The organism is Rhodoferax ferrireducens T118, from assembly GCF_000013605.1.
In the GTDB taxonomy this organism is placed as follows: Bacteria; Pseudomonadota; Gammaproteobacteria; order Burkholderiales; family Burkholderiaceae_C; genus Rhodoferax; species Rhodoferax ferrireducens.
Window position 1 is genome coordinate 2,871,607 of sequence record NC_007908.1, and the last position, 14,912, is coordinate 2,886,518.

Consider the following 14,912-nt stretch of genomic DNA (forward strand, 5'->3'; position numbering starts at 1 on the left):
GGTCCAGCCCCGATTCATTTTTCACACCCAAATTATTGTTGACCCATGACACCTGCCGCCATCGAATCCTTTTTTGCCACCCTGAAGGCGGCCAACCCCCATCCGCAGACCGAGCTGGCATACGCCAGCGTGTTTGAGCTGCTGGTCGCCGTGCTGCTGTCAGCCCAGGCCACGGATGTCAGCGTCAACAAAGTCACGCGCCGCCTTTTTCTGGTGGCCAACACGCCGCAGAAGATGCTGGACCTGGGCCTGGAGGGGCTGGAAGAGCACATCAAGACCATTGGCCTGTACCACGCCAAGGCCCGCCACCTGATGCAAACCTGCCGGATGCTGGTGGATCAATACGGCGGCGCGGTGCCGCGCACGCTTGAGGCGCTGCAGACCCTGCCGGGTGTGGGGCGCAAAACCGCCAACGTCATCCTGAACGTCGCGTTTGGCGAGCCCACCATGGCCGTGGACACTCATCTCTTTCGCGTCGCCAATCGCACCGGTCTGGCGCCGGGCAAAACGCCGTATGAGGTGGAGATGAAGCTGCTCAAACGCATTCCAGCCGAGTACCTGGTCGACGCGCACCACTGGCTGATTCTGCATGGGCGCTATGTGTGCCAGGCGCGCAAGCCGCTGTGTTGGCAGTGCGCCGTGAGCGCCTTTTGCGACTTCAAGCCAAAGACGCCTCCTGACAAGGCGCGAGCGCGCTGAAATCGTCTCCCCCCATGAGCGCCATCGACCCCCGCACGGTTCTCCTGCTGACTGGCATCATGGGCGGTTTGATGTCGCTGGTACTGTATTCGCTCAAGCGCAATTACCCGGCCTCCATCGAGGGCCTGGGTGACTGGTCGGCGGCCTTGCTGCTTTTGTTTGCGGGTGGCCTGCTGGTGGCCGGGCGCGGCAAATTGCCGAACGTCGTTTCCATCTCAGTTTCCAGCTTTTTGCTCTGGTCCGGGCTTTATCTGGCTTACGTTGGCAGCCAGCGCTTCTTTGGCGTCAAGCCTCGCATAGCGCCCTGGATGGCACTGATCACGGGCTTGGCGCTGGTCCAGCTGTGGTTTTCCGTGGTCGAGCCGAGTTACCACATGCGCCTGGTTCTGACCACCGTGGCGACGGCTTGCCTGTCCGGGGTGCATGCCTGGCTTGTATTCAGGCAGGGTTCAATCACATTTTCCCGGGGACTGGCTGTTGGCGTGCTGGTGTTCCTCTTTGGCGCGCAGGTCATGCGCCTGGTGACCTCGTTCTCCGCGCCCTTTCCGCTCAATGCCGAATTTTTTGACACCTCAACCCTTCAGCTGACCTACATCACCAGCTTCGCTTTTTCCGTTCTACTGTTCTCCATCAGCGCGGTGCTGATGGCCACCGACCGCTTGCGTATTGAACTGGAGCACTTGGCCAATCACGATTCACTCACCAACGCCCTGACCCGCCGGCACATGGACGACGCTTGTCGGTCCGAGTTGGAGCGCTGCCGCCGTCATGGCCACAGCATGGCCTTGCTGATCATGGATCTGGATCATTTCAAAGAGATAAATGACATTTATGGCCACCAGGCGGGCGACCAGGCCCTGATCAACTTTGTGGCCAGAGTCAACGCCTTGTTGCGTGGGCCTGACCAACTGGGACGCTTTGGCGGCGAAGAGTTTGTGGCGCTTTTGCCGGAGACCTCGCTGGACGAAGCCATTGCTGTGGCCGAGCGAATTCGCGGCGCCTGCACCCTGGCCGGGCAGGCCCCCGCGTGTACCGTGAGCATTGGCGTCACCACAAACCGAAAGGACAATGACAGCGTAGACACGCTGCTGGCGCGCGCCGACGCTGCGCTGTACCGCGCCAAGGCCGCCGGACGCAACCGGGTGGAGGTGGCCTGATTCAAGCCTGAAGTTCACGCCAGCCGCCAAAGGCCGGTGTCTCGCGCGGCCACTGGTCAGCCTGCGCCACATGGCGCACACCCTGCGCCAACAAGGTAGCGGCACGAGTCACCCCGGCATGGGTGATCCACACCGCATCCAGGCGCAGGCGCTGTGTCTCGTCCCACGCGCTGCTCACGCGCTGCATGACGTCGGACACGCTCTCCTTGCCGCCAAATCGATGGCCACCAAAGTCCGCGGTCCAGCGGTCAAAGTCGGCTTGCGGGATGCGGTCCCAGCGCTGGCCCTCCCAACAGCCAAAGTCCATCTCCACCAGGCGCGCATCGGCTTTATAGGTCAAATCAGGCCGTAGCCCCCGTAAACATTGCGCAAGACGCTCACATCTTTGTAGCGTAGATGACATCACCCGAACCCGCTGCGGCAGTAGCGCGGCCAAGGCGGCGGCGGCCTGCTGCGTCGCCTGCTCATCGGCGGCCACATCGGCGGCACCGTAGCAAACCCCCGATGGAATCAGGGGTTGCGCATGACGCACCAGCCACAGCTTCATGCCCGCATCTCCTTGATCAAAGTCCCACCGCCAGCCCGAGGTAAAAAGCCAGCTCGCACACCTGCTGCGTGGCCCCCAGGCAGTCGCCGGTAAAACCCTGCAGCCGACGCCAGAACCAGCGCGCCATCACAGCCCAGGCCACGCAGGATGCGACCACGGCGCTCAGCAGCGCCTGCAGCAAAGCGGTATCCGTCAAGTTAATTGCTATATATTCAGTAGCTGATTGTGTAGATATGACGAGGGCTAGCGCCATAAAACACCATATAAAACCAGTCAGCAACGCAGCCACGCTGATCTGATCGGCCAGCGGCTTCGACTTGGATCCCGCCGCGTCGCCCACATGCGGCAGCAGCCGAATGGTGAGCAGCGGCCAGGTGCGCGACAGCACATGCGCAACAAACAGCGCGGCCACCATCAGCGTCGCACTGACAGCGCCCAGCAGCGCCAGCAACGCCACCTTGCACAGCAGCGCCAGCATCACGGCAATGGCGCCAAAAGCACCCACGCGCGAATCTTTCATGATCACCAGCGCCCGCTCCCGCTCGGCACTGCCGCCCAGGCCGTCAAACACATCGGCCAGGCCGTCTTCATGAAACGCACCGGTGAGCAGCACACCCAATGCCGTACCCAGCGCAGCCGCCACCAGCGGTGTAGAGCCCGTGCGCGGCAGGACGAAAAGCAGCAAGGCCGTGAACGCCGCCACCAGAGCCCCCACCAGCACGCCTACGCCAGGGAAGTGCCCGGCACTGGCGCGCAGCATGGCCGGACTGAAACCCACCCAGTTCGCCAAGCGCCCGGTGACCGGGATGCGGGTAAAAAACTGAAGACTGAGCAGGTAGTGGCGGATGAACTGGCTCATGGGGTAATCGCAGTCAGGCAAAAGAGTTGCATTATTGGTGAGTTGAATTGCACACGAGCCCCCTTAAGCCAAAAGTGCAAAGGGGTGTGGGTAGGGCGGATGTCGAGGCCGATTTCAAAAAGCGAAGCGCATGAGGCCTCGGCGTCCGCCCTGCCCGCGCCCCGGTTACAACCACCAACAACGCCTGGGGCAAAGTCAATGACAGCCGTCGGCATCCACTGTGAAAAACGGTGCGAGTGGGGTAAAGGCCCGGGCCTCATACGCTTCGCTTTTTGAAATCGGCCCAAACCTTTACCCCACCCACACCTGGCCATGATGGCAATCGATGCGGCCAAAGTCAACGCATGCTCAAACCTGCGCAGTCTGAGTCTCGGCCTTCTCGGACACCCCGGCCGACTCAAAACTGGCCATCTCGCGCAACATGGCGCAGGCTGACTGCAACAGCGGCCAGGCCAGTGCCGCGCCCGAGCCTTCACCCAGGCGCAAGCCCAGATCCAGCAGCGCCTGCACACCCAGGTACTGCAGCATGAACTCATGGCCACGCTCGCCCGAGCGGTGCGCAAACACACAAGCCTGCAGCACCAGCGGCTGCAAGGCGTGGGCGACCAGCACGGCGCTGGAGGCAATGAAGCCATCCACCACAATCACGCGGCGCTCGGTAGCGGCCTGCAGCACAGCACCCACCATGGTCGCAATCTCGAAACCGCCAAAGGCTGCCAGCGCATCCAGCGGCGTGGTTGCATCCGGGTGGCGTGCCAGCACTTCGCGCAGCACCTTGGTTTTACGCTGCACGGCGCTCGCGTCCAGCCCGGTACCCGCGCCGGTGCAGACCTCAATCTCCAGGCCGGCCAGGCGCGACAGCAAGAGTGATGCCGCCGAGGTGTTGCCAATGCCCATTTCGCCCAGCAGCAGCGCGTTGCCGGGCAAGGCCTTGACCAGGGCCATGCCATTTTGAATCGCTTGCTGACACTGCAGCGCGGTCATGGCGGCTTGCGCGCTGGAGTCTGCCGTGCCTTGTTCACCACCCGGCACCTTGCGCACCTGCAGACCCGGGCGCTGGCTGCCGGCGGGCAAACCGGCCAAGAAGTCATGGTTGACACCACAGTCCACCACCGTGAGTGCGATGTTGTTGAGGCGTGAGAACACACTGACGGCGGCGCCACCGGCCAGAAAATTTTCCACCATTTGCCAGCTCACGTCACTCGGAAACGCCGACACACCGCGTGCGGCCAGGCCGTGATCCCCGGCGAACACCAGCAACTGCGGATCCTGCAAGGCGGGAGCGTCCGTGCCCAAAATCTCCCCCAGTTGCAAAGCCAAGGACTCCAGCCGCCCGAGCGAACCCAGCGGTTTGGTCTTGTTGTCAATCTTGTGCTGCAGCGTGAGGGTCAAAGCGGGGCTGCGAATGTCGGTGAGCGTTGGAAGCGTGAAGGTCATAAGTATCCTTGGTTAATAAATCAAATCGGTTCTGTCCGTTGGCAGGTCCGTCAGGTCAACAAGCCGGGCAAAACGCCCGGCTGGAAATGCAGCTCGATAAAGTCGGCCAGGCGGTCGAACACCACGTCCAGCGTGGGCACCGGCCCATTCAACTGGGCGCCAAACAGCGCCTGCAGCGCGCCGGGGTCTTCAAACAAACCGTGCAGGTACAAGCCCAACACATTGCCTGCGGCGTTCTGCCAGGCCAGACCACCCGGCAAAACGGCACGCGCCACCTCACCCGCGGTAGCCGGGGTGGACTGCGGCTGGGTGATGCCCTGGTGGATTTCGTAGCCCGACACGGTCACCGCGGCCAAGGCATGCCAAGGTGCGGCGATGCCATCGGCAAACGTGGCCTGCGTGTGGCGCACGGTCTTGTCCAGTTCAAACACCGTCACCAGCGGTAACAGCCCGAGGCCCGGCGCGTCGCCGTCCACACCCTGCGGATCAATCAACGCCTTGCCCAGCATCTGCAGACCAGCGCAGATACCCAGCACGGCCCCGCCGCGGCCTGCGTGCGCGGCCACCGCCGCATCCAGCCCTTGCGCGCGCAACCAGGCCAGGTCGCTGCTGGTGGCTTTGGAGCCGGGCAGAATGACCCAGTCGCTGGCACTCAAGCCAGCCAGTTCAGCCGGGCTGCGCACCCACATCAGGCGCAGTCCGGGAATGTTTTTAAGCGGCTGAAACTCGTCCAGATTGCTGATGCGCGGGTAGGCGATGACGGCCACCGTCTGCTTGACGGCCCCGGATGCCGTGCTTCTGTCATCAAACACGCCGTCTTCCTCCGGCAGACCATGCTGCCACCACATCGGCAAAGTCGCCACGGTCGCAATACGGGTCAAGTCTTGCAGCATCTGGGGCGCCGGTGCCAGCAGCGCGGCATCACCGCGAAACTTGTTTAGAACGAAACCTTTGATCAAGACGCGCTCGCGCTCGGGCAGCAGCGCCCAGGTGCCATACAGATGGGCAAAGGCACCGCCCCGGTCAATGTCGGTCACCAGCAGGCAAGCCGCATCGCAGTGGCGCGCCACGCGCATATTGACAATGTCGCTGCCCGACAAATTGATCTCGGCGGGTGAGCCTGCGCCCTCGATCACCACCACGTCGTTCTCAGAGCGCAGTTCGTCCAGTGCGGCGGCGATGTGCGGCCAGACATGATTGCTGCGACTGCGCCAGGGCATGGCGGTGAGCGCGTCACTGACCCGCCCCATCAGCACCACCTGGCTGTGGGTGTCGGCCTCGGGCTTGAGCAAGAGCGGGTTCATACGCACGTCGGGCACGCTGCGCGCGGCCAGCGCCTGAAAGTATTGGGCACTTCCGATTTCGCCCGAGCCCTTGTCGCTGGCGACCACCCGCGCGTTGTTGCTCATGTTCTGCGCCTTGAAGGGCGCCACCTTAAGGCCTTGGCGGGCGTAATAACGGCACAGCGCGGTCGTCAGCCAGCTTTTGCCGGCGCCGCTGGTGGTGCCCAGCACCATGATGCATTTGGCGGTCATGAGAGTAGGCGCATCGCAGGCCGCGCTAGCCGTCGATCTCAGCCCAGCAATTGGGCGTTTCATACAGGGTGACCTTGGCCAGCGACAGATGTCTGCCGTAGCGGCCGTGGTAGACCTCCTTCAAGATATCGAAGGCAATCTTGGCCAGATTTTCGACCGTGGGCACGCGATCAATGACCACCGTTTTGTGGTTCGGCATGCTGTCCAGAAAATCACGCACCACGGTGTCGTGCGCGTAGACGATGAAGGCGTGGTCCCAGAGCTTGACCAGGTGCTGGTTGGCCAGCGCCTTGATGTCGCCAAAATCCATGATCATGCCGTTGTCGGATTCGCCCTCTTGTTGCACCACATCACCGGTCAGGGTGATGAGCAGGGTGTAGCGGTGGCCGTGCATGTTTCGGCACTGGCTCTTGTGGTCGGGAATGCGATGACCGGCATCGAATTCCATTTTTCGTGTGATGGTAAGCATGGTGTGGCGTCAGGTAGCGTGTTCGGCGAAATCAAGGGATTTGAAGAAGTTTATGGGTCTGCAGGCTGAGCTTCCACTGGGGATGGGCTTTGCAGTAGTCAATGGCCATGCGCAGGTTCTCTTTTTGAAGCGGGCCGTCCATGGCTTGCACAAAATAATGGTCAAAGGCCAGGCAGGCGTAGTCGTCCAGCACTTGCCCCGCCTGCGGTATGACCACTTTGATCTCATTACCGGCGCGTACCACCAGCGCAGAGCCCATCTTGGGACTGACGCACACCCAGTCCACGCCTTCGGGAACCGGCAGGGTGCCGTTGGTTTCAATGGCGACCTCGAAACCGGCATCGTGCATGGCGTCAATGAGCGCGGCATTGAGTTGCAGCAGCGGCTCACCACCGGTGAACACCACGTATTTGCTGGCCGGGTAAGACGCGGGCCACAATTGGTTGATGGCGGCGGCCAGGGTTTCAGCATCCCTGAACTTGCCACCGCCTTCGCCATCGGTGCCGACGAAATCGGTGTCGCAAAACTGGCAGACGGCGCTGGCCCGGCTGTCCTCGGCGCCGCTCCACAAATTGCAGCCGGCAAAGCGACAGAAAACGGCAGGGCGCCCGGCATGGTGGCCTTCGCCCTGCAAGGTGTAGAAAATTTCTTTGACACTGTAGGTCATGCTTGGCCTTTGTTTACGGTTGTTTGAAGCGCCGCCCCCAACGCATCTTGCGCCTGCGGCGGCAACACCCCCAAGCGCACCCAGCCGGGCAGCCCAAACGAGGTGGCATCGCGCAGCTTGATGCCCTGGGTGCGCAGCTGTGCGCACAGCGCGACAGCATCCACACCCTGCGGCGGCTGGGCGCAGAAAAACGGGGTATCGCTGGGTTGCACGGTCCAGCCCAGGGCTTGCAGACCCTGCACCTGGCGCTGCTTCCAGCCGCGCAGCGTCTGCAGGCTGCTGTGCAACCAGGCTTGGGTGTCCGTCTGCGTCCATGCCATCAGCAGGGCCACGCCGTGTGCGCCCAGTACCCAGGAGGGGACCAGGGCGTCCAGTTGCGCGGCGGCTGGTTGCGCATCAAAGGGGGCAATGGCATAGGCGGCGCGCACGCCGGTCAGGCCCAGGGCCTTGTTGGGCGAGAAAAGCTGCCAGACACGCCCACGCTGCGCGTCGCTCAGGCTGGGCGTGCCACCCAGGCGCAGCGGCGCGTAGGCGCTGTCCAGCACCACGGTGTTGCACAACGGCTCGGGTGCGGCGGGGCTGTGGTGCAGTGCGCCGTCTGCGGCACGCCGCAGCCACGCGGGCCACGTGGTATGGGCCTGGCCCAAGGGGCTGGACGGCTCGCAGGCCCAGACCAAATCCGCTGCATCAGGCTGAGCCGTTGACTGCAAACCCCACGCCTGCGTGGCATGGGCATAGTCGCCATAGCCATGGCGGGGCAGGCACACGGTGCGCGGTGCCTGCCGGGTGCCCTGCCCTTTGACCCACGCCGTGATGCGAAAAATGAACTCGCTGGCGCTGCCCGCCAGCACCACGCGCCACGGCGCCACGCCGTGAAAGCGTGCAAGCGCCGCGCGCAAATCGGCATACGCAGCGTCGGGGTAGCGGGTGGCATCGGCGGCCTGCACAACAGCCAAGGCCTGCGGGCACGGGCCACAGGCGTTGCTGTTGCTGGAAAAGTCGTACAGCGGCGCGCCCTGTGCGTCCGGTCCGCCGTGGATGCGTGCCAAGGGCTTCATGGTCGCGCCCCAATAGCTACAAATATAATAGCTGCTTGCGCAATGACGACAAGGGCTAGAAGCGTATTTGATGCATAAACCAGGGCTTGCGCGGTATCCTGCGCAAGCGCTGCGCGCCCCGCTGGGTTGAGCACATACACACCGGGTTTGCGCAAGCCCACATCCAGACCCAAGGCCATCGCCGCCATGGGCCAGCCGCTGTTGGGCGACGGGGTTTTGGCAGCCTCGGCGCGCAAACGGCCTGCCAGCGCCAAGCCTCGCGCCCCTGTCGCCAGCAGCAAGAGCAGCGCGGTAATGCGCGCGGGCAGCCAGCTCAACACATCGTCTACGCGCGCCGCCCACTTGCCCGCCCAGGCCCAGTTCTGGCCCTTGTAGATGCCGGGGTAGCCCCACATGGCATCGGCCGTGTTGGCAAAGCGGTACAACGCGGCACCGGGCAGGCCCAGCAGCACAAACCAGAAAATGGGCGCGACGACCGAGTCGTTCAGGTTTTCGGCCAGCGTCTCGATCGTGCTTTCACGAACCTGGGCTTCAGACAACGCTGACACATCGCGGCTCACCAGCCAGCTCAAGCGCTCCCGGCCAGCCTCCAGCGATTCAGCCAGGGCCGCTTCCACCGCCAGCACCTCGCTTTTCAGCATGGCCCAGGCCAGCAGCGGCTTGAGCAGCAGGCCCAGCAGCACGCCAGCGGCCCACCAGGGCAAGCTGCCAAGCGCCGCCTGCAAACCCCAAGTCACTCCTAAAACAATAGCTGCACCCGAACACCACACGAGGGCTGCAAGCCAAAAAGCCTTGAAGTCCGGCTGCTGCGGGTTCTGCTGGGCACGGCGCTGCACCCACGCCCCCGCCCAGCCCAGGTAGTTGCCCATCCACACCACCGGGTGCAGGCGCACGCGTGGCTCGCCGAAGTAGCGGTCTACCGCCAGCGCCACGAGCAAAGCCAGAGCGAGTGCCATCATCTTTTTTGACCCCTCAGGGCTTTGGCACCGGCTGGCCCAGGGCCTGGCCCCAGGCGTCTTCGAACAGCAAATCATCCAGGGTGCAGCGCTTGGCCCAGCGCTCTTTCTGGAGCATCGGTTCCTCGTAAAAAGCATGCACCGGCCCGATGCACAGCAGCGCGATCGGCTCGGCCCCGGCGGGCATCTGCAGCAGGTCTGCCACGGCAATGGGGTCGAACAGCGACACCCAGCCCACGCCCAGCCCTTCGGCACGCGCGGCCAGCCACAGGTTCTGAATGGCGCAGGCGGCCGAGGCCAGGTCCATCTGCGGCAGGGTGCGCCGGCCAAAGATATGCTTTTCACGGCCCTCAGCCAGCGCCACCACCCACAGCTCGGCGGCTTCCCGCAGCCCTTCCACCTTGAGCCGCATGAAGGCCTCTTCCCGCTCGCCCAGCGCCTGGGCGGTCACCCTCCGCTCCTGCTCCACCAGCGCATGCAGGCGGGTACGCAGGGTGCTTGATGCCACGCGCAAAAAACGCCAGGGCTGCATGAAGCCAACGCTGGGGGCGTGGTGCGCGGCGGTGAGCAGGCGCCGCATGGCGTCGGGCGCGACCGTGCCACCGGCGAAGTGCCGCATGTCGCGGCGCTCGAAAATGGCCCGGTACACCGCGCTGCGCTCGGCGGCGGAAAAGGCCATGTCGCTTGCCGGTGCCGATGCGTCTGCTTGGGCTGGTGGAAAAGTCGTCATGGGCGGGGCTCAGTCCTCGATGCCGCGTTGGGCCGGAATGCCGGCCTGGAACGCGTGTTTGACCATCTGCATCTCGGTCACGGTGTCGGCCAGCTCAATGATCTCGCTCGGGCAACGCCTGCCGGTGATGACCACATGCACATGGCTGGGGCGGGCTTTCAAGGTGTCAAGCACCTCACTCAGCGGCAGCCAGCCGTAGATCAGCGGGTAGGTGATCTCATCGAGCGTCACCATGAAGTAGTCGCCGCTCAAAATGGCGGCCTTGGCCTTTTGCCAGCCCTCACGCGCCAGCTGGGCGGAGTGCGCCAGGTCCTGGCTCTTCCAGCTGAAGCCGTCACCCAAACCTTCAATGGGAATGCCCAGTTGCTCAAACATGCGGTGCTCGCCAAAACGGGCGCTGGGCACTTTCATGAACTGGAAAATCTTGACCGCCTTGCCACGACCATGGGCGCGCAGCGCCAGCCCAAAAGCCGCCGTGCTCTTGCCCTTGCCGTCGCCGGTGTTGACGATGACCAGCCCACGCCGCTCGCCTTCGGGTTTGTCATAAGGTTTGTCTGTGGGAGGTGTTTCAACTTGCATGGGTTTGCCTTTAACTGGGGTCAGATTCCAATTGTTTTGTTTTGAAGAAGATTTGAAATCAATTTGGCAGCGCCACCCACTGGTTGGCCAGCGGGTGAATGGTGATGCGCTGATCAAACACGGCTTCCAGCGCACGGTGCGTGGCGGCATCCGAACAAGTGCCCTGGTGGGTGATGCAGCCGGCGGCCATGATGACCAGTTCATCCGCATGCAGCGCCATGGACAGTTCATGCAACACGCTGACCACCGTGTTGCCCTTGCTGACCAACGCGCGCACCACGGCCAGCCAGTCGGCCTGGTGTGGCGGGTCCAGATTGGCCAGCGGCTCGTCCATCAGCAGCACCTGCGCCTGCACCGCCAGCGCTCGCGCCAGCAGCACGCGCTGGCGCTCGCCGCCCGAGAGTTGGCCCAGCGTGCGGCCGCGCCAGTCCCAGGCCTGGGTGGCTTTGAGCGCCTGCTCAACGGCGGCCCGATCTGCTTCACTGGGAGCAGCCAGCCAGGCCTGATGCGGCAGGCGCCCCAGCATGGCCACGTCCCATACCGTCAAGTCATCGGCGGTAGATTCGTTTTGCCCGAGCCACGCCAGGCGCTGCGCCCGTTTTTTTGGGCGAATACTGGCCAAGGGCTGGCCCAGCAATTCAACGCTGCCCTGGTGCGGCAACAGTCCGGCCAGCACCTTGAGCAAGGTCGATTTGCCGGCGCCGTTCGGACCCACGATGCTGGTCCAGCGGCCACTGGGCAGGGCCAGCGACACACCATGCAATATCTCAACATTTCCGAGTCTGGCCCTCACAGCGCGGGCGTGAACAGCTATTGAAGTCATAGCGATATGCCGCCACCTCGTGTGCCACGGTGCATCAGCCACAACAGGTAGCCGCCGCCCAGCACCGCGGTGAGCACCCCCACGGGCAGCTCTTGCGGCGCAATCAGCCCCCTGGCCAGCGTGTCGGCGGCCATCAGCAGCACACCACCCATCAGGCTGGAGAGCAGGATCAAACGGCCGTGCGTGGTTTTGACCACCGAGCGCACCAGATGCGGTGCTGCCAGGCCCACAAACGCAATCAGCCCGGTTTGCGCCACCGCCGCGCCAGTGGCCAGTGCCAGCACCGCGACCAGCGCGAAGCGCATGGAGGTGAGCGGTAAGCCCAGGCTGTGCGCGGTGGCTTCGCCCAGGCTCAGGCCGTCAAGCAGGCGCGCCAGCAGAGCACCCGCTGCGCTGGCCAGCAGCCACACCCCGGCCATCACCGCACACGCCGTCCAGCCGACAAATGCGGTTGATCCCAACATGAAGGCCTGCATGGCCTGCATCGACTCGGGCGACCACAGCAACACCAAGTGCGTCATGGCGCCGAGCACCACCCCCACCACTACCCCGGCCAGCAGCAGGCGCAAGGTATGTTGCACGCCGCGGGACAACGCCAGTGTGAGCAGCACCGCCAGCACCGCGCCGCCAAAAGCCGCACCGGTGAGCCCCAGGCGCACCAGCCAACCCGTGCCAAACACCGAGAACGCCGTGCCGTCGCTCATCATCGCGCCACCCAAGGTGCCCGCGCCACCACCCATGGCGGCCAGCACCAGCGCCACGCCCAATGAGGCACCCGAAGCGCTGCCGAGCAAAAACGGATCAGCCAGCGGGTTGCGGAACAAGCCCTGTGCCAAGGCGCCCGCCAGGCCCAGCAAGGCACCGGCGGCCCAGGCGCCCAGGGTGCGCGGCAAGCGGATGTCCCACACAATCTGGTGCGCCATGGCATATTGCTCAGGGTCGCGCGAAGGGTTGAGCAAGGGCCCGAGCAGGTTCTCGAACCCGGCGCTGCCCACACACACACCCAATGCGGCCAGCAACAGTGCCAGGCCCAGCAAGGCCCAGCCGATGAATGAGGCGCGGCGCAGGTTCACGGTTTGGCGGGCCCGGTTTTGAGCCAGGGCGCGGTCGTTTTGACAGCCCCCGCTTTGTCAGCCAGGCACTGCGCCATCAGCCGCGCACCTTCGGCCATGCGTGGGCCGGGACGCACCAGCACGTCTGACTGATCGGTGGTAAACACACACAAGCGATGTTCACGCAAGGCCCGCAAACTCTGCCAGCCCGGGCGCTGCGCCATGCTGCCCGCGCTGCGCTGACCAATCATGATCACATCCGGGTTGGCGCGCACCACAAATTCAGGGTTGAGCTTGGGGAACGGCCCCAGCTTGGGTCCAATGATGTTTTTAACCCCCAGCCGGATGAGCGTCTCGCCGATGAAGGACGACTCGCCCGCGCCGTAGGGACCGGGGTTCACCTCAAAATAAACCCGCGTCGAGGCGACGCTTTTGGGCAAGGACTGCGCTGCGGCCGAGATGGCGGCGTCAATGGTGCGCCAGATGCTTTGCGCGTCAGTCACCGCCAACACCTGGCCGATTTTTTCAAGCACACGCTTCACATCGGCATGGGTTTTGGGCTCCAGCGCCACCACGTTGATGCCCAGCGACTGCAGCCGCTCACCCACACGCGACGAGGTGGCCATCAGCACCAGATCCGGCTTGAGCGCCACAATGGCCTCAATGTTGGGGTCCAGCCCGCCGCCGACTTGGGCCAGGTTTTTGACGCTTTCGGGGTAATTGGAATAGCGGTCCACACCGACCAGCCTGGCGCATTGCCCCAGTGCGCACACGGTTTCAGTCAGCGACGGCAGCAGGCTGACGATGCGCTGGGGCGCTTGTGCAAAGGTAACTTTGATGCCTCTGTCATCAACGACCTGGAAGGCTTGAGCTGCGTGCGAGACCAGCAGCATTAACAGTAGTAAAACGCTCTTCATGGCATCGCTTTCAAGGTCAAGGGCAAACCCGCTGCCATCAAGGTCACACGTTGGCAAACCTGGGCCACGCTCTGGTTCAACAGACCCAGCGCATCGACAAAGGCGCGCACCTCGCGGCCCATCGGAATCACGCCCAGGCCAATCTCGTTGCCGACCAGCACAAGCGGGCCGGGGGCGCCCGCAATTGCTTCCAAAAGAATAGCTACATGCGCTTGATGGACGGGGGCTAAAGGCCTGTTTATTATAAATTTTTCTGTAACGTCACTCTGGCGCGAGTCCTCGGTCACCGTGCTCGCATCGATGGGCATCAGGCAGTTGGTCAACCACAGGGTGAGGCAGTCGACCACGATCAGGGTGTCGGGGCGGCTATGCGCGCCAATCGCCTCGGCCAGCTTGAACGATTCTTCCACCGTGCTCATGCCCGGCACGCGCTGCGCCCGGTCTGCCTGATGGCGCGCAATACGCTGGCGCATCTCGTCGTCCCCGGCTTGGGCGGTGGCGATCAACAGCGCGTGGTGTTGGTCGGACTGCTTCAACCAGCTTTGCGCCAGCGCCTCTGCCCGGCGTGACTTGCCGCTTTTCTGGCCCCCCAGAATCAACTCACTGCGTGCAATATTTAAAGTTGTCATGCCAATTTCTCCGCTCCACCAGACTGGCGACTCCAATCCATCACGATGCGGTGCAATTGAGCCACACCATCGGTCAACGCCGCTGGGCCGGGCTGCAGGATATCGGCCGACTTGATCTCAAACAATTGCCCGGTTTTGACTGCGTTCACCTCGCCCCAACCCGCACGCGCCGCCACGTTCTCAGGGCGAAACTTCTTGCCGCACCACGAGCCGATGATGATGTCAGGGTTACGCCTGACGATCTCTGCACCGTCCGCAATGATGCGGTTCTTGCCCATGGACTGGGCGGCCAATTCAGGAAAACAGTCATCCCCACCCGCAATACCGATCAGCTCGGACACCCACTGAATGGCGCTGATATGCGGCACATCCCATTCTTCAAAATAGATTTTTGGGCGGCGTGGCAAGGCGGCAGCGGCATCCGCAATGACGCTCAGTTGGCGCTGCATTTCAGCGATCAAAGCCAAGCCCTGTTCACCCTGCCCGACCATCGCCGCCACTTGGTAGAGCACCGAAAAAATCTCGACCACGCTGCGCTGGTTAAAGATGGTGACCGGCACGCCTGCGCGAATCAGGCTACTTGCAATGTCGGCCTGCATGTCGGAAAAACCCAGCACGCAGTCCGGCTGCAAGGCCAGAATCTTGTCCATCTTGGCGCTGGTGAACGCACTGACCCGGGGTTTCTCGTCGCGCGCGCGCCGCGGCCGCACGGTGTAGCCCGAAATCCCCACAATGCGATGCTCTTGCCCCAGCAAGTACAGCCACTCGGTGGTTTCTTCGGTCATGCAGACGATGCGC

The 14,912-nt window shown here is 63.5% G+C and carries 17 protein-coding genes; 2 read left to right on the forward strand and 15 right to left on the reverse strand.

Going from position 1 to position 14,912, the window contains the following annotated elements:
• The first annotated feature begins 45 nt into the window (after nt 1–45).
• Complete coding sequence (gene nth / locus RFER_RS13170) at nt 46–699, forward strand: endonuclease III (RefSeq protein WP_011464891.1); 654 nt, start codon at nt 46–48, stop codon at nt 697–699.
• 14 nt (nt 700–713) lie between these two features.
• On the forward strand, nt 714–1,856 hold the full coding sequence (locus tag RFER_RS13175) for a GGDEF domain-containing protein (protein ID WP_011464892.1): 1,143 nt from the start codon (nt 714–716) through the stop codon (nt 1,854–1,856).
• 1 nt (nt 1,857) lies between these two features.
• On the opposite strand, the gene cobC is transcribed toward RFER_RS13175, so the two are convergent.
• The 15 genes from cobC to RFER_RS13255 all read right to left on the reverse strand — a co-directional run bounded on the left by cobC (nt 1,858) and on the right by RFER_RS13255 (nt 14,899).
• Entirely contained in the window at nt 1,858–2,403 is a 546-nt protein-coding gene (cobC, locus tag RFER_RS13180; RefSeq protein ID WP_011464893.1) for an alpha-ribazole phosphatase, read from the reverse strand.
• Between the two features lie 16 nt (nt 2,404–2,419).
• The gene (locus tag RFER_RS13185; RefSeq protein ID WP_011464894.1) at nt 2,420–3,262 is read right to left on the reverse strand and encodes an adenosylcobinamide-GDP ribazoletransferase; all 843 of its coding nucleotides are present in this window, start codon (nt 3,260–3,262) and stop codon (nt 2,420–2,422) included.
• Between the two features lie 348 nt (nt 3,263–3,610).
• The gene (cobT, locus tag RFER_RS13195) at nt 3,611–4,699 is read right to left on the reverse strand and encodes a nicotinate-nucleotide--dimethylbenzimidazole phosphoribosyltransferase (RefSeq protein WP_011464895.1); all 1,089 of its coding nucleotides are present in this window, start codon (nt 4,697–4,699) and stop codon (nt 3,611–3,613) included.
• A 50-nt stretch (nt 4,700–4,749) separates the two neighbouring features.
• Nucleotides 4,750–6,234, reverse strand: coding sequence for a cobyric acid synthase (locus RFER_RS13200; protein WP_011464896.1), 1,485 nt, complete (start codon nt 6,232–6,234; stop codon nt 4,750–4,752).
• 25 nt (nt 6,235–6,259) lie between these two features.
• Complete coding sequence (queD, locus tag RFER_RS13205) at nt 6,260–6,703, reverse strand: 6-carboxytetrahydropterin synthase QueD (protein WP_011464897.1); 444 nt, start codon at nt 6,701–6,703, stop codon at nt 6,260–6,262.
• Between the two features lie 31 nt (nt 6,704–6,734).
• Nucleotides 6,735–7,370 (reverse strand): 7-carboxy-7-deazaguanine synthase, encoded by a 636-nt coding sequence (queE, locus tag RFER_RS13210; protein ID WP_011464898.1) that lies wholly within the window; start codon nt 7,368–7,370, stop codon nt 6,735–6,737.
• Nucleotides 7,367–8,428 (reverse strand): aminotransferase class I/II-fold pyridoxal phosphate-dependent enzyme, encoded by a 1,062-nt coding sequence (locus RFER_RS13215; protein WP_011464899.1) that lies wholly within the window; start codon nt 8,426–8,428, stop codon nt 7,367–7,369. The genes queE and RFER_RS13215 overlap by 4 nt, the downstream gene beginning before the upstream one ends.
• Nucleotides 8,425–9,387, reverse strand: coding sequence for an adenosylcobinamide-phosphate synthase CbiB (cbiB, locus tag RFER_RS13220; protein ID WP_011464900.1), 963 nt, complete (start codon nt 9,385–9,387; stop codon nt 8,425–8,427). The genes RFER_RS13215 and cbiB overlap by 4 nt, the downstream gene beginning before the upstream one ends.
• A gap of 13 nt (nt 9,388–9,400) precedes the next feature.
• Complete coding sequence (gene bluB / locus RFER_RS13225; RefSeq protein WP_011464901.1) at nt 9,401–10,114, reverse strand: 5,6-dimethylbenzimidazole synthase; 714 nt, start codon at nt 10,112–10,114, stop codon at nt 9,401–9,403.
• A gap of 9 nt (nt 10,115–10,123) precedes the next feature.
• Entirely contained in the window at nt 10,124–10,693 is a 570-nt protein-coding gene (gene cobO, locus RFER_RS13230; RefSeq protein ID WP_011464902.1) for a cob(I)yrinic acid a,c-diamide adenosyltransferase, read from the reverse strand.
• Between the two features lie 58 nt (nt 10,694–10,751).
• Nucleotides 10,752–11,516 carry an ABC transporter ATP-binding protein gene (locus RFER_RS13235; protein ID WP_011464903.1) on the reverse strand — a complete coding sequence of 255 codons (765 nt, stop codon included), beginning with the start codon at nt 11,514–11,516 and terminating at the stop codon, nt 10,752–10,754.
• A complete protein-coding gene (locus RFER_RS13240) occupies nt 11,513–12,589 on the reverse strand; it encodes a FecCD family ABC transporter permease (protein WP_011464904.1) in 1,077 nt (358 codons plus the stop codon). Before RFER_RS13240 ends, RFER_RS13235 begins: the two co-directional genes overlap by 4 nt.
• The gene (locus RFER_RS13245) at nt 12,586–13,485 is read right to left on the reverse strand and encodes an ABC transporter substrate-binding protein (RefSeq protein WP_011464905.1); all 900 of its coding nucleotides are present in this window, start codon (nt 13,483–13,485) and stop codon (nt 12,586–12,588) included. The genes RFER_RS13240 and RFER_RS13245 overlap by 4 nt, the downstream gene beginning before the upstream one ends.
• The gene (locus tag RFER_RS13250; protein WP_011464906.1) at nt 13,482–14,114 is read right to left on the reverse strand and encodes a bifunctional adenosylcobinamide kinase/adenosylcobinamide-phosphate guanylyltransferase; all 633 of its coding nucleotides are present in this window, start codon (nt 14,112–14,114) and stop codon (nt 13,482–13,484) included. Before RFER_RS13250 ends, RFER_RS13245 begins: the two co-directional genes overlap by 4 nt.
• A complete protein-coding gene (locus RFER_RS13255) occupies nt 14,111–14,899 on the reverse strand; it encodes an ABC transporter substrate-binding protein (RefSeq protein ID WP_049765748.1) in 789 nt (262 codons plus the stop codon). The genes RFER_RS13250 and RFER_RS13255 overlap by 4 nt, the downstream gene beginning before the upstream one ends.
• Nucleotides 14,900–14,912: the final 13 nt, after the last annotated feature.